The organism is Parafrankia sp. EUN1f, assembly GCF_000177675.1.
Lineage (GTDB): Bacteria > Actinomycetota > Actinomycetes > Frankiales > Frankiaceae > Parafrankia.
Genome location: NZ_ADGX01000191.1, coordinates 1 through 14586, shown reverse-complemented (window position 1 = coordinate 14586; position 14586 = coordinate 1). Strand labels below are relative to the sequence as shown.

The following is a 14586-nucleotide window of genomic DNA, read 5'->3' as shown; positions in this document are numbered from 1 at the left end:
ACTCGTAGACGACCTGACGGCCGTGCACGCCGCCCTCGGCGTTGGCCAGGCCCAGCCTCGCCTCCACCCCGGACCGGGCCGGCGAGAAGACGTCGCCCGACGGGCCGGAATCGGACAGGACGAGCCCGAGCCGCACCTGGGTGCTGGTCACACCGGGACTGGTGCAGGCGTTCGCCTCGACGCCGCCTGATCCGGACCCCGAACATCCCACCGCGCCGGCGAGGACGAGCACGGTGGCCAACCCCAGCGAAATTCGCCGCGCCCGTCGATCCCGTACCCACGCACCGCGCGGCGGGAGCGACGACCCGTCGGGAGGGACGCCCTGACGCGAAGATCGACTCACACCAATTCACTCCACACGTCCCATGGTGAAACAGAGTAGAACGATTGTCCCACCTCTGCGGCAAGCCTCGGCGAGAGGGTTGCCGGCGCAACCCCTTCACACATGTCTTCAAGTGATGACATCATGCGATGACAAAGCCTGCTCCAGACGTTGGGACGCTACGTGCACGCGAAGCCGAACCCCGCCCGACCAGCGCGAACCGACCGCACACGCCCCGACGAGCGGTCCGGGGCCCACCAACAGCCGGGTGCGGTCGCCGCACCCGCCCATCCCCGCCCCGGCCTGTTGCTCGGGGTCCTCATCTACTGCGGGCTCGTGATCGCGGTCATCGGCACCCTGGGCACACCACTGATCCCGCTGATCGCGGACGCCCAGCACGTCTCGCTCTCCGACGCCCAGTGGCTGCTCACCCTGACCCTGCTGACCGGCGCGGCCTCCACGCCCCTGATCGGCCGCCTCGGCGACGGGCCGCACCGGCGCACCGTGCTGCTCGCCGGGCTCGGCACGGTGGCGGTCGGTTCCCTCCTCTCCGCCACCGCGAACGGATTCACCCAGCTTCTGGTCGGGCGTGGCCTCATGGGCGTCGGCGTGGGCCTGATGCCGCTGGCGCTGGCGATCGCGCGCGATCTGCTGCCACCGCGCCAGCTGGCCGCGGGCATCGGCGCACTGTCGATCACGGTCGCGACCGGAGCGGGCCTCGGCTACCCGCTCAGCGGCCTGATCGCGGAATCGTTCGACTACCACGCCGGGTTCTGGGTGGCGGCGGTGCTCACCGCGGCCGCGATGGCCGCGGTGCTCGCCGTCGTGCCGGGCAGGGCGAGCACCCGGGCCGCCCGCGGACCGGTCGACCTGGTGGGCGCGCTGCTGTTCGCCGCCGGGCTCAGCCCGCTGCTGGTCGCGCTGAGCGAGGGCGAGTCGTGGGGCTGGACGTCACCGCGGGTCCTCGCGCTGTTCGGCGCCGGAATCGTCTGCCTCGCCGGCTGGGTCATGCTGGAGCTGCACAGCACCCATCCGCTGGTCGAGCTGAAGTACCTTGCCGCCCGGCCGGTCCTCATCGCCGACGTCTGCGCGGTTCTCGCCGGGTTCGGCATGTTCAACGCCATGACGTTGATCAACCGGCTCGCGCAGGCGCCGACGTCCACCGGCTACGGGTTCGGCGCGTCACCGGCCGTGCTCGGGCTGGTGATCCTGCCCCTCGCCGTCGGCACGGTGCTGGCCAGCCGGTGGTCACGTTGGCTGGGCCCGCGCACCGGCGGCGGCCGCGGCCTGCTGCTGGTCGGGCTGGCCGCGGTGGCCCTCGCCGAGTTCGGCCTGGCCGTCCGGCACGACCATCTCGTCGAGCTGGGCGGGGCCACCTTCCTGTTCGGGGTGGGTATCGGGCTCGCCTTCGCGGCGATGCCCGGCCTCATCATCGGCTCCGTCCCGCCCCATGAGACGGGCAGCGCCACCAGCTTCAACCAGGTGCTGCGCACCGCCGGCGGCTCGGTCGGCAGCGCGCTGGGAGCGGCGATGCTCGCCGCCCACACCCCGGCCGGTGCCACCGAACCGAGCAACGGCGGCTACACGGCGGCGTTCGGCATCGCCGGCGGCGTCTGCGTGCTCGCGATGCTCACCGCGCTGGCCCTGCCCAGCTCACCGCGCGCCGGCGAGCCCCAGGTACCCGCGGCTCGGCCGGCGGAGCTGGCGACCCTGCAGGAGGAGGCGGCGGACTCCGCCGCCTCTGGACTCGTGATGGCCCAAGATGTCGAACCATGAACACCACCCGACGGCGCGACGCGGCGCGTAGCCGTCAGGCCCTGCTCGCCGCGGCGGCCGACCTGTTCGCCGAGCGCGGCTACGCGGGCACCGCCATCCGGTCGGTCGGGGACCGGGCCGGCGTCGACCCGGCCCTGATCGCCCGCTACTTCGGCGGCAAGGAGGGGCTGTACCAGGCCGTCCTCGCGGCCGATCCGCTCCTTGGCCAGAGCACCGGGGATCACCCGGGCCCGCCGGCCTCCCCACCCCCGGCGCAGTCGGGGGACGCCACCAGCGGATCCGCCCCGGCATCCGCCGCCCAGGCTGGCGACACCGGGACCGGCGTGACCGGGACCGCTGGCGCAGGCGGCACAGCGAGCGCGGCCGGAGCCGCCAGCACAGGCGAAACCGCTGGCGTGGCCGGTTCCGCGGAGTCGCACGGCGCGGAGCCGGCGGAGCCCCTGGCCGCGGTGAGCGCCCTGGTGGACCGGGCGATCACCAGGTGGACGTCCACCGGCGTGAGCGCCGCCGCCCAGAACGTGTTCCGCCGCGAGGTGGACGCCGCCGCGCGCCAGGCGACCCGCGAACGGCTCGACACCGTGCTCCTGCCGCTACGCGAAACGATCACCGGCCCCGACCCACAGCTCGCGGCCGAGATCGCCGTGGCACTGCTGTTCGGCGTCGGCGTCGCCCGGGACGCCGGCACACTCCCCCGGCTGGCCACCGCCTCCGCCGACGAGCTGCGCGAGCCCCTGGTGGCCGTGCTCGCCGCCGCCCTCGGCCTCACGGACGCCCCACCGGCGTGATCACCCAGCCGCCGGCGACCGCGCGGATCCGCAGGCCGGCGCTGTGGTCACCGGACATGTCCCGGCCGGAGAAGCGTTAGATTGTGCGAAGTGAATATTTTATCCATCCGGTGACGCTGGTCCTGGTCCAACGGCCGCTCCCGTTCCAACGGCGCAGTGGCAGATGACGGACTCGTTTCCGGGCGGCGCCACCTGAGGGTTGATGCGAGGCGGGCGAGCGGCGCCCGCGTCAACCCTCGGAGTAGTGAGGCACACATGCGTCCAGCTCTGCCGTTCGTTCGTCCGGCACTGTCGTTCGTTCAACGGGCGACGGGCCACCGCGCGGTTCTCGGCCGGCCGGAACACATCCAGCGGGTGCGCTGGATGGTGCTCGTGGTGCTGTGCGCGAACCTCGCGCTGATCGCGCTGGACGCCACGATCCTGAACGTGGCGTTACCGACCCTGCGCGCCCCCACCGCCGATGGCGGTCTTTCCGCTTCGGTGCGCCAGCTTCAATGGATCAACGAGGGCTACATCATCGTCTTCGCCGGCCTCCTGCTGACCATGGGCAGCCTTGGCGACCGCTTCGGAAGGGCACGCCTTCTCACCTGCGGCCTCGCCGCCTTCGCCGCGGGCTCGCTGCTGTCTGCGCTGGCCTCGTCGCCTGACCAGCTGGTCGCGGGCCGGTGCGTGATGGGTCTCGGCGCCGCGCTCATCATGCCCGCCACGCTGTCGATCCTGTCGAACGTCTTCACCGACGACCGGGAACGCCGGGTGGCGGTCGGAATCTGGTCGGGGGTCTCGGCGATCGGCTCGGTGAGCGGGCCGCTCATCGGCGGGCTCCTGCTGTCCCGCTTCTGGTGGGGGTCGGTCTTCCTGGTCAACCTGCCGATCGTCGCCGTTGTCCTGGTGCTGGTGTTTCTGTACGTCCCCGAATCGCGGGACCCAGCGGCCCGGCGGCTGGATCCCTTCGGAGCCGCGCTCTCGATACTCACCCTGGTCGCCCTGCTCTTCGCGATCATCGAGGCGCCGACCCGCGGCTGGCTCTCCCCCGCTGTCCTCGCCGCCTTCGCCGTGAGCGCCGTACTGCTCGCCGCGTTCACAGGCTGGGAGTCGCGCACCGGCGCACCCATGCTCGACCTGGGATTCTTCCGCGACCCGCGGTTCAGCGTCGCGAGCCTCGCGATCGCGATGACCTTCTTCGGGATGTACGGAACGTCGTTCGTCCTGACGCAGTGCCTCCAGGATGTTCTCGGCCTCACACCGCTCGGTGCCGGCGCGCTGGTGGCACCCCAGGCCGTCGTCTTCTTCCTGGTCGCCACCCGGGTCTCGACACCGCTCACCGAGCGGGCCGGCGCCCGCGCGGTCATCACCGCCGGTCTCGGCACACTCTCCGTCTTCTTCGCCGTGCTCGCGCTCTGCGACAGCGGGACGTCACTCGGCGCCGTGGTCGCGATCACGTGTGGGGTGGGGGTGGGAATGGGACTGACCCTCGGCCCGGCGACCTCGTCGATCATGTCGTCGGTGCCCCGCGAGCGGGCCGGCGTCGGTTCGGCGATGAACGACACCACCCGACAGGTCGGCGGCGCGCTGGGCGTCGCGGTGCTCGGTACGATTCTCAGCAGCCACCCGACAAGCGGCGAATCGGTGACGACCGTGGCGAGCACCACTTCGCTGAGCGGCCTGCACGCCGCCGCCCTCACCGCCGGCATCGTCGTCGCCTGCGCGATCCCACCGGTGGCGCGCTACCTGCCCGCCCGCCAACGAGCTCATCCGAGGACATACCTGATGAGGGACGCACATGGCCAGTCCTCCGCGCAATAGCCAGAACGTTACGGTCGCCCTGGTCACGGGGGCGTCGTCCGGCATCGGCGCGGCCGTCGCCGAAGCTCTGGTCAGGCGGGGATTCCGCGTTGTCGGCACCAGCCGTGACCCGGCGGCGGTCGGCAGCCCGCCCGCGGGGGTGGAGCTCGTCGCGCTCGACCTCACCGACGAGGCGTCCATCGAGCGCTGCGCCGCCGCCGTGGGGCGGGTCGACGTCCTGGTGAACAATGCGGGCGAAAGCCAGAGCGGTCCGTTGGAGGAGCTTCCGATCGAGGCGGTCAGGCGCCTTTTCGAGCTCAACGTCTTCGGCGCCATCCGGCTGACCCAGCTCGTGCTTCCCGGCATGCGCGAACGCGGCTCCGGCTGTGTGATCATGATCGGTTCGATGCTCGCGAGCTTTCCGCTGGCGTACCGCTCGTCCTATGTGGCGTCCAAGGCGGCCATCAAGGGATTCGCGAACGCCGCCCGCCGCGAGGTCGCCCCCTACGGGGTCAGGATCAGCACGGTCGAACCGGGCTCGATCAACACCGGGATCAGCCAGCGGCGCACCCAGTACCTGGCCACGGACTCCCCCTTCACGGCGGAATACCACACGATGCTCGCCGCCCTCGACGCGAACGAGGCGGGCGGGATCTCGGCCGCCGAGGTCGCCCGCACCGTGGTCCGGGCGATCGAGGCGCGCCATCCCAGGCCGCTCTACGCCGTCGGCAGCAACGCCCCGCTGGTCTTCGCGCTGCGTCGCCTGCTGCCCCGCGCCGTGGTCGAGAAGGCCGTCGCCCGCCGCCACGGCCTACGCTGACCCCGCCGCCACGGCCTACGTCCGCTGACGTCAGCTCAGCCTGTTCGGGAGGCAACATGTCCGGGTCCCGGCCCGTTCTGCTCGTCATGGACTTCCAGCACGGCATCGTCGAGCGCCTGGGTGCGTCGGGCGCACCGCCCGTGCTCGAGGCCGCCGGGCGCGCGGTCGGCGCCGCCCGGGGCCGGGGGATTCCGGTCCTGTTCGTCCGGGTGGCCTTCCGCGCCGGTTTTCCCGAGATCACCGCAACCAACGCGAGGTTCAACGCGCTGCGCCAGGCCGGCGGCGCGCCGGTCGAGGACCAGCCCGCCGCCCAGATCCACACCGCGCTCGCACCCGCGCCCGACGAGCCGGTCATCACCAAGCGCCGGGTGAGTGCGTTCAGCGGCAGCGACCTCGACGTGCTGCTGCGCGCCACCGCCGCCGACACGCTGGTCCTCGCCGGCATCTCCACCAGCGGCGTGGTCCTCTCCACCGTGCGCCAGGCCGCCGACCTCGACTACCGGCTGGTCGTCCTCGCCGACGCCTGCGCGGACCCCGACCCGCAGGTGCACAGCCTCCTGACCGAGAAGGTCTTCCCCCCGCAAGCCCTGGTCACCGCGGTCGACGAATGGGCCCGCACCGGCTGACGACCACCTGTGCCAGCCGTTCTCCAGCATTATTAGGCTTCGGCGCCACCAGAGAGGGAAGCGATGTCGCGACTGTGCCAGACCGAGGGACTCACCGAGGATCAGATCGAGATCCTCAAGACCGTGCGGACCTTCGTGGACGAGCAGATCATCCCGGTCGCCCAGGAGCTGGAGCACGCGGACGAGTACCCGCAGGAGATCGTCGACGGGCTCAAGGAGCTCGGCGTGTTCGGGCTGATGATCCCCGAGGAGTACGGCGGCCTGGGTGAGTCACTGCTGACCTACGCGCTGTGCGTGGAGGAGATCGCGCGCGGCTGGATGAGCGTGTCGGGCGTGATCAACACCCACTTCATCATGGCCTACATGCTCATGCAGCACGGCACCCCCGAGCAGAAGCAGAAGTACCTCCCGCGGATGGCGACCGGCGAGGTCCGGGGTGCGTTCTCGATGTCCGAGCCGGGTCTGGGCTCCGACGTGTCGGCGGTCTCGACCAAGGCGACGAAGCAGGCCGACGGGTCGTACTCGATCACGGGCCAGAAGATGTGGCTGACCAACGGTGCCACCTCGACGCTGGTGGCGTTGCTGTGCAAGACCGACGAGGGCGCGGACTCGGTCTACCGGAACATGACGACGTTCCTGCTGGAGAAGGAGGCCGGGTTCGGCGAGACCGCGCAGGGCGTCACCGTGCCCGGCAAGATCGACAAGATGGGCTACAAGGGCGTCGAGACGACCGAGCTCCTCCTGGACGGCCACCAGATCGCGGCCGAGCAGATCCTGGGCGGGCAGCCTGGCAAGGGCTTCTTCCACGTGATGGACGGGGTCGAGGTCGGCCGGGTCAACGTGGCCGCCCGGGCCTGCGGCCTGGCCTGGCGGGGTTTCGAGCTGGCCGTGGCCTACGCCCAGCAGCGCAGGACCTTCGGCAAGGTCATCGCCGACCATCAGGCGGTGCTGTTCCGGATCGCGGACATGGCGACCAAGGTCGAGACCGCGCACACGATGATGGTGCGCGCCGCGCGGCTGAAGGAGACCGGCCGGCGCATGGACGTCGAGGCCGGGATGGCGAAGATGGTGGCCTCGGAGTACGCCAACGAGGTCGTCGAGGACTCCTTCCGGATCCACGGCGGCTACGGCTACTCCAAGGAGTACGAGATCGAGCGCCTCATGCGCGAGGTCAAGTTCATGCTCATCGGCGAGGGCACCAGCGACATCCAGAAGATGATCATCGGCCGCGCGCTGCTCAAGGACTACCAGCTCCGCTGAGCCTCCGGCGGGCCGTCTCCCACCGCTCGGAGAACCCGCCGCACCTCAGTAGACCCAGCGATAGGCCGCCGCCACCGCGGCAGGTTCGGCGTCCGCCATCCGAGCCGCCTCGCCGCGGCGGACCGCGATGATCGCCTCGGTCAGGGTCGGGCCGAGGCAGGCCTGTAGGTCGGGGCGGCGGGCGAACTCGTCCAGCGCCTGCGTCATCGTGGTCGGAAGGCGGCGGATCTCGTTGCGGGCCAGCTCTTCGTGACTCAGGCAGGCAGGGTCGACGGTGACCTCCGCCGGCAGCTTCAGTCCTCGGGTCAGGCCGTCGCGGGCGGCGAACAGCAGCCCCGCCAGCAGCAGATACGGATTGGCCGCGAGATCGGCGCACTTCACCTCGATGTTCGCCGCGTCGGCCTGCTGCCCGACGCTCCCGCGGACCAGGCGGAGCGCGGCCTCCCGGTTCTCATAGCCCCAACAGCCGTAGGCGCCCGACCAGCGGGTGGGGCCCAGGCGCAGAAAGCTGGACGGGCTCGGCGTGGCGAGAACGGCCAGCGCCGGCAATGCCTCGAGAACACCCGCGGCCATTCCTTCCCCCGCGCCGGTCAGGCCGTACCTGCCGCTTCCGCCGGCGAACAGGTTGACACCGTCGCGCCACGCCGAGAGGTGGACATGCCCGCCGTTGCCGACCTCACCGGCCACCACCGACGGAGCGAAGGAAACGCGCAGCGCATGCCGGCCGGCGATGGCCCGGACCGTCTGCCTGACCAGGACGCTGCGATCCGCGGCGCGCACCGGGTCGAGTGCTCCCACCGACAGTTCGAACTGCCCCGGTGCATATTCCGGATGCAGCTGGTGGACCTCGACTCCCTGCGTGGCGAGGGCGGCCAGCAGGTCCTCGGTGAACGCGGCCATCTCGACCATCCGCGTCATTCCGTACGCGGGTCCGCCACAGGCGGGGATGAATTCGTCGGCCGGCGTGTCGCCGCGGGCAAGCACGAACTCGATCTCGATGGCGGCCTGGAATTCCAGGCCTTCGCCCTGAAGGCGGGACTGGAGGTGCCGCAGCAGCGTTCGGCTGCACCCGGGATGAACGGAGCCGCCCTGCTCGATCCGGTCGAGGGGGGCCCACGCCCATCCCGGCTGGCCTGCCAGCGCGGTGAGCTGGCCGAGGTCAGGATAGAGCCGGAGATCCCCGACCGGCCCACCGAGGCGGTCCGCCGGCGGGATCGACCCGTCCGCCAGCATGATGTCGAAGATCGGGGACATGCCGACACCCCACCTCGCCGCCGCTGCCAGCGCGGCCGTGGCGACCCCTTTCACCCGGGTTATTCCCGCGGTGTCGACATAGCAGAAGGCGATCCCTTTCACGCCGGCACCGGCCAGCCGGGCGGACAGTTTCTCGGCGAGTTCGACGTCGCCGGGGCGGCCACCCGGAACCGGATCGGCCAGCCCACCCGGACCCCCAGATTCCGACCGCACATCGCCTCCAGCCCAGGTCATGGCGCGAATCCAGATTCCGCATCCCGCGGCCGACACAAGGCCGCGACGGGATCGGGTGATCCTACCGTGACGGCGAGTGTTCTTTGCCTGCTCCGAACCATGTCCCGGCCAGACCCGATTGCCGGCAGACATCCGTGCCCCGATTTCTGGACGGATGGTAGGGAACGTCGCCTCGGCGATCCGGAGCATCGGCTGCGCGGGCCGAACCGCGGTAGGCAGCGAGCCGATCCGCGTTTCCCAGGTTCTTCTCCTTGTTCCTTAAGCTCCCGTTAGGGGTGCGGGCCTTTGCTTGAGACGACGGAGCGACGGTCGCTCGGCGCTCATGCGGAGACGGGAGCCGGTGTGGGAATCAGGGACCGTTGGCTGCTGTGGCGGCACACCGAACGGCGAACCGTCCTGGATCGCGAGGCGACCATCGATGACCTCGCGGACCTGCGCCGCTTCGCATGTGAGCGGCTTGGAGTCGAGTTCTACGCGGAACCGGAGACGACCGCCACCGACGCGACCGTCGTGGCCGTCGACAGTGACGGCGCCTGGATCCGGCGCCGGGTGGGCGGACCTGCCGTCGCCCGCCATCTCGCCCGCGATCTCGCGCTCCCCGTGTACGACGCGTCGGTTGTCGGCTATCCCCGACGCATGCGGGAGTGGGACCGGCGGAACCGGACGTAGATCTCGCCGCTCCCCCTGCCGGCCGCCGGAGGGTTCCGCACCCGGGGGCCGGCTTTTGGCGGGACCATTACTGGATGGACGCCAAACGGGTTCTGGTTGTCGGTTGCGGCGGAGCGGGAAAGAGCACGCTGAGCCGCCGACTCGGCGTGCTCTGGGAGCTTCCGGTGGTCCATCTCGACCAGCATTTCTGGAGCCCGGGATGGGTCGAGATGCCCGACGACGCCTGGCGCGAGGTCGTCACGCGGCTCCTCGGCGCACCACAGTGGATCATGGACGGCAACTACGCCGGCACGTTGGACCTCCGGCTCCCCGCCGCGGACCTGATTCTCTTCCTCGACCTGCCACGTCGCGTCACCGTCCCGCGGGTGCTGTGGCGGCGGATCAGATGGCACGGCCGGACTCGCCCGGACGTGCGGCCCGGCTGCCCCGAGCACGTCACCGGGGAGTTCCTGGCCTGGCTGTGGACCTACCCCCGAAGCGGGCGGGTCCGCCTCGTCACCGCGATCACCGAGGCTGACGCCTGGTCACGCGTCGTCCGGCTGCGCAGCCCACGCCAGGTGCGCCGGTGGCTGGCGCGGGAGGCCCGCGAGGCCCGGCAGGGCCGCCAGGACCGGCAGGGCCGCCAGGACCGGCGTTGACCCACGCGGCGCCGACCCAGCCGACCTAGACGACCTGATCGGCCCCGGCCCCGGCCCCGGCCCCTTGCTCGGCCGCGCGGACCCGGTCACGCAGCTCGTATTTGACGATCTTGCCGGTGGCGTTCAGCGGGAGGGCGTCCACGACCTCGACCCGGCGGGGCACCTTGTAGTTCGCCATCCGCTCCCGGCTCCACGCGATCACCTGGGCCGGGTCGACGGTCACTCCCGCCCGGGGGATCACGAAGGCCATGCCGACCTCGCCCAGCCGTTCGTCGGGCACCCCGATCACGGCTACCTGCGCGATACCACCGTGTTCCAGCAGCATCGCCTCGATCTCCGCCGGGTAGGCGTTGAAGCCACCGACGATGAACATGTCCTTCTTGCGGTCGGTGATCCGGATGTTGCCGGCCTCGTCCTGGACCCCGATGTCGCCGGAGTGCAGCCACCCGTCGGCATCGATCGCCTCGGCGGTCGCGTCGGGGTTGTCGAAGTAGCCGCGCATCACGTTGTAGCCGCGGATGACGATCTCCCCGGGCTCCCCCGGCGGCAGCGGGGCGCCGGTGTCGTCGACGATCCGGACCTCCACCCCCGGAATGGCCCGGCCGGACGTCATCGCGATCGTCTCCGGGTCGTCGTCCCGGCGGCACGCGGTGGCGGTGCCGGTGGTCTCGGTGAGGCCGTAGGCGGTGAGCACCGTCTGCAGGCCGAGCTCCGAGCGCAGACGGCGGACCAGCTCGACGGGTACCGCGGCCGCGCCGGTGACCGCCAGTCGCAGGCTGGACAGGTCGTAGCCGGCCAGGTCGGTGTTGAGGATGCTCTGGTAGATCGCCGGCGGGCCGGGCAGCATCGTGATCCGCTCCTGCGCGACGCGCCGCAGCACGCTCGGGACGTCGAACACCGGGTGCGGCACCAGCGTCGCGCCGACGAGCAGGCAGGCGAGCAGCCCCGACTTGAGCCCCGCGGTGTGGAAGAAGGGGTAGACGAGCAGGTAGCGGTCGCCGTGGCGCAGCCCGACGAGCTGCGACCAGGAGGTGTAGACGCCGGTCGACGCGCCGTGGGTGAGCATGGCGCCCTTCGGCGCACCGGTCGTCCCGGAGGTGAACACGATGTCGGACAGGTCGTCGCCGGTCAGCGCCGCCGACCGCGCGGCCACCTCGGCGTCAGGCTGCCCCTCGGCACGGGCGAGGAAGTCCGGCCAGCCGGTCGCCCCCGCCCTGCCTGTGGCTGAACCCATGAGCACGATATCCGCCAGCGCGGGCGGGGCGGGCTGCTCGGCGAGCATCGTCAGGTAGTCGGTGTCCAGGAAGCCGTCGACGACGAACAGCAGCCGGGAGCCGGCGGTGCGCAGGATACGGGCTGCCTCGACGCCCTTGAAACGGGAGTTGATCGGCGCGAGGACCGCCCCGGCCCGGTAGACGCCCAGGGCGACGAGCGCCCACTCACAGGTGTTCGGCGCCCACACCGAGACCCGGTCACCGGCGCGGACACCCGAGGCCACCAGGGCGCGGGCCACCTCGGCCGTGCGGGCGTCGAGGTCGGCGAAGGTGAGCCGCTGGTCGCCGTCGACGATCGCCTCGTCGTGTGGCCACCGCGCCGCTGCCCGGGCCAACGCCGCCGGGATCGTCGCGGGCACCTGCTCAGGACCGTCCGCGGTCTCCGGCGACGCCACTTCCGCCGAGGCCAGGTTCGCCGACGCCGTGTCCCCCGGCGCCGTGTCCCCCGACGCCGTGTCTCCCGACGCCGTGTCCGCCGGCGTGGTCACCGTTGTCGTCGCCGTGGTGTCTGCCGTCGTCACCGCAGCCTGTGGTCGCGTGCTCATGTGGCACCCTTCGCCGTCGGGAGGGCCGGCCCGGCTTCGAGCACCGATACCGATGGACGGCCCGCTGCCGCGGCCGCCGGGACGGGCGGTATCACCCACAACGCGACACGCGACAGTCGCAGATTATATAAGTTATTCAATCGAAGGTCCGGAAGAACGGAGTGCTGGGATGCCCGACGCGACAGCGCCCCTCACCGGCGTCCGGGTTGTCGACGTGTCGATGCTCGGGCCCGGCGCGCTCACGACACACCTCGCCGACCTCGGCGCGGACGTCATCAAGGTGGAACCGCCCGGCGGCGACTACGTACGGCGCATGGTCTGGCCGTTCGTCGACGGCGTGTCCCTGCTGCACCTGCACATCTCCCGGGGCAAGCGCAGCATCGTCCTCGACCTGCGCACGCCCGAGGGGGTCGCGGTGTTCCACGACCTGGTCCGCGGCGCGGACGCGGTGGTCGAGGCGATGCGCCCCGGCGCGCTGGAGCGACGTGGCCTCGGCTTCGCCGCCCTGCGCGAGCTGAACCCGCGGATCGTGCTGGCGTCGATCTCCGGCTACGGGGCGAGCGGTCCGTACCGGGACCTGCCCAGCCACGGTATCGCCTACGACACCTGGGCCGGGGTGGTCGCTCCCGCCGTCGACGAGGACGGCTTCACCTACCTGCCCGACCACGCCTCGATCGGCATCCACGCCGGCCCGCTGTACGGGGCGCTGACGCTGGTCGCCGCCGTGCTCGCCGCCCGCGAGACCGGGCAGGGCCGGCACGTCGAGGTCGGCCAGTCCGACGCCGCGGCCGCGATGGACTGGCTGCGGATCGAGACGTACCGGGCCTACCAGCGCCCCGAGGACGAGGTCACCGGCAACCCGTCCGACAACTACGAGCGCCGCCCCCCGGGCACCGGCGGGATGCGCGACGCGGTGCGCTATCAGGTGTATGCGACGTCCGACGGCCATGTGCTGTTCATGGCCTCGGAGCGGCGGTTCTGGCGCAACTTCTGCGCCGGGGTCGGCCGGATGGACCTTTACGAGGCCCGGCCCGGCGCGGAGTACGCCGACCACGCCCGCGGTGACGTGGTGCTGCGCGACGAGCTGCGCAAGATCTTCGCCACCCGCACGACCGCCGAGTGGGTGCGCTTCGGCGGCGAGGTGGACACCACTCTGTCGCCGGTGAACTCACCCGAGGCGATCGACACCGACCCGCAGTTCGCCGACCGGCTGCCCTGGCTGCCGGCCGCCGACCTCGGCGTGGACGAGCTGCCGTTCCCGGTGCGCCTCGACGGTCGCAATCCGGTGCCGGCACGGCGGGCCCCGACCCCCGGGCAGCAGACCGCCGAGATCCTCGGCGAACTCGGCTACGACGACGAGCGGATCGCCGCCGTGCGCGCCGCCGGCGCGTTCGGGCCGATCGAAACACCAGACATCTGATCATCTGATCCTGTAGGCGAACAGCCGACCGGGTGGCGTTCCCACCCCGGTCGGCGCGGATGGGAGGGCACGCCATGGGGCTGCTCGACGGCAAGGTCGCGATCATCACCGGCGCCGGCCACGGCATCGGGCGCGGGCACGCGCTCGAACTGGCCCGGCACGGGGCGAAGGTCGTCGTCAACGATCTCGGCGGATCGGTGCGCGGCGAGGGGCAGGGGCGCGCGGCCGACGAGACCGTAGCGCTGATCGAGAAGCGCGGCGGCACCGCGATCGCCGACTACTCCGACGTGGGCGACCACGACCAGTGCGGCGCGCTGATCCGGCGGGCCATCGACGCCTTCGGCCGGCTCGACATCCTCGTGAACAACGCCGGCATCGTGCGCGACGCGGCGATCTGGAACATGCCCCCGGAGGACTTCGACGCGGTCATCCGCGTCCACGTCCGCGGCACCTGGTCGACGTGCCACCACGCGGCGCGCTACTGGCGGGCGGCGGCCAAGAGCGGCGAGACCGTGCGCGGACGGATCATCAACACCACCTCCGGCGCGGGGCTCGGCGGCAACTTCGGCCAGACCAGCTACGCCGCCGCGAAGGCCGCGATCGTCGCCATCACCCAGACGCTCGCGATGGAGCTGTACCGCTCGGGTGTCACGGTGAACGCGGTCGGCCCGGCCGGCCTCACCCGCATCACCGCGAGCATCCCCGGCATGGGCGCCTCGTTCGAGCCGGACGAGGTTCCCGACGACGAGTGGCACGCGATGGACCCGTCCAACAGCTCGCCGCTCGTCGCCTGGCTGGCCAGCGACGAGGCGGACCATGTGACCGGCCAGGTCATCCGCGCGATCGACGACCGGATCATCTGGATGCAGGGCTGGAAGGAGCGCAAGGTCATCGCCTCCGGCCAGAAGCGGTGGGACGCGACGAAGCTCGGCGAGGTCATCAACCAGGACCTGTTCGAGACCCGCGCCCCCGGCATGCGTTTCTGACCGCGGTGCCCGTCAACCTCGCCGAGCTGCTGCGCCCGGCGCACACTGTCCTGCTCACCCAGGAATGCCAGAACGGCGTGGTCGGGGCCGAGAGCTCGCTGCCGGCACTGGCCGCGGCGGCCCGGGACAGCGGCATGCTGGCCAACGCCGGCCGGCTCGCCGCCGCCGCCCGGCCGCCGGGCGGGGTGCGTGCAC

Annotated in this window: 13 protein-coding genes and 1 pseudogene; 11 read left to right on the top strand and 3 right to left on the bottom strand. The window is 71.7% G+C overall.

From position 1 onward, the window contains the following. On the bottom strand, nt 1–232 hold a 232-nt coding region (locus FREUN1FDRAFT_RS33975), incomplete at its 3' end, for an ABC transporter substrate-binding protein (protein WP_369809845.1). Nucleotides 233–505: 273 nt separating this feature from the next. Here FREUN1FDRAFT_RS33975 and FREUN1FDRAFT_RS33970 point away from each other — a divergent pair. The 6 genes from FREUN1FDRAFT_RS33970 to FREUN1FDRAFT_RS33945 all read left to right on the top strand — a co-directional run bounded on the left by FREUN1FDRAFT_RS33970 (nt 506) and on the right by FREUN1FDRAFT_RS33945 (nt 7371). Beyond that, nucleotides 506–2098: an MFS transporter gene (locus FREUN1FDRAFT_RS33970; RefSeq protein WP_006544894.1), complete on the top strand. Its 1593-nt coding sequence runs from the start codon at nt 506–508 to the stop codon at nt 2096–2098. Beyond that, on the top strand, nt 2095–2883 hold the full coding sequence (locus FREUN1FDRAFT_RS33965) for a TetR/AcrR family transcriptional regulator (protein WP_006544893.1): 789 nt from the start codon (nt 2095–2097) through the stop codon (nt 2881–2883). Before FREUN1FDRAFT_RS33970 ends, FREUN1FDRAFT_RS33965 begins: the two co-directional genes overlap by 4 nt. Before the next feature lie 255 nt (nt 2884–3138). Then, a complete protein-coding gene (locus FREUN1FDRAFT_RS33960; RefSeq protein ID WP_006544892.1) occupies nt 3139–4686 on the top strand; it encodes an MFS transporter in 1548 nt (515 codons plus the stop codon). Beyond that, a complete protein-coding gene (locus FREUN1FDRAFT_RS33955; protein WP_006544891.1) occupies nt 4664–5485 on the top strand; it encodes an SDR family oxidoreductase in 822 nt (273 codons plus the stop codon). The genes FREUN1FDRAFT_RS33960 and FREUN1FDRAFT_RS33955 overlap by 23 nt, the downstream gene beginning before the upstream one ends. A gap of 56 nt (nt 5486–5541) precedes the next feature. After that, a complete protein-coding gene (locus FREUN1FDRAFT_RS33950; protein WP_006544890.1) occupies nt 5542–6111 on the top strand; it encodes a cysteine hydrolase family protein in 570 nt (189 codons plus the stop codon). Between the two features lie 63 nt (nt 6112–6174). Next, nucleotides 6175–7371, top strand: a complete 1197-nt coding sequence (locus FREUN1FDRAFT_RS33945; RefSeq protein ID WP_006544889.1) for an acyl-CoA dehydrogenase family protein — start codon at nt 6175–6177, stop codon at nt 7369–7371. Nucleotides 7372–7416: 45 nt separating this feature from the next. On the opposite strand, the gene FREUN1FDRAFT_RS33940 is transcribed toward FREUN1FDRAFT_RS33945, so the two are convergent. Beyond that, on the bottom strand, nt 7417–8859 hold the full coding sequence (locus FREUN1FDRAFT_RS33940) for a glutamine synthetase family protein (RefSeq protein WP_050796150.1): 1443 nt from the start codon (nt 8857–8859) through the stop codon (nt 7417–7419). 342 nt (nt 8860–9201) lie between these two features. Between FREUN1FDRAFT_RS33940 and FREUN1FDRAFT_RS33935 the strand changes: the two genes are divergently transcribed. Next, the gene (locus tag FREUN1FDRAFT_RS33935) at nt 9202–9528 is read left to right on the top strand and encodes a hypothetical protein (RefSeq protein WP_006544887.1); all 327 of its coding nucleotides are present in this window, start codon (nt 9202–9204) and stop codon (nt 9526–9528) included. Between the two features lie 74 nt (nt 9529–9602). Continuing rightward, on the top strand, nt 9603–10166 hold the full coding sequence (locus tag FREUN1FDRAFT_RS33930; RefSeq protein ID WP_006544886.1) for a hypothetical protein: 564 nt from the start codon (nt 9603–9605) through the stop codon (nt 10164–10166). Nucleotides 10167–10191: 25 nt separating this feature from the next. Here the strand turns inward: FREUN1FDRAFT_RS33930 and FREUN1FDRAFT_RS33925 are convergent, their stop codons facing one another. Next, nucleotides 10192–11985, bottom strand: a complete 1794-nt coding sequence (locus FREUN1FDRAFT_RS33925; protein ID WP_006544885.1) for a FadD3 family acyl-CoA ligase — start codon at nt 11983–11985, stop codon at nt 10192–10194. A gap of 169 nt (nt 11986–12154) precedes the next feature. Here FREUN1FDRAFT_RS33925 and FREUN1FDRAFT_RS33920 point away from each other — a divergent pair, with 169 nt between their 5' ends. From FREUN1FDRAFT_RS33920 to FREUN1FDRAFT_RS33910, 3 genes and pseudogenes are all read left to right on the top strand, one after another. Next, complete coding sequence (locus FREUN1FDRAFT_RS33920; RefSeq protein WP_006544884.1) at nt 12155–13405, top strand: CaiB/BaiF CoA-transferase family protein; 1251 nt, start codon at nt 12155–12157, stop codon at nt 13403–13405. A gap of 74 nt (nt 13406–13479) precedes the next feature. Beyond that, the gene (locus FREUN1FDRAFT_RS33915; protein ID WP_006544883.1) at nt 13480–14391 is read left to right on the top strand and encodes an SDR family NAD(P)-dependent oxidoreductase; all 912 of its coding nucleotides are present in this window, start codon (nt 13480–13482) and stop codon (nt 14389–14391) included. A 5-nt stretch (nt 14392–14396) separates the two neighbouring features. Then, nucleotides 14397–14586, top strand: a pseudogene (locus FREUN1FDRAFT_RS33910) (cysteine hydrolase); the annotation flags it as partial.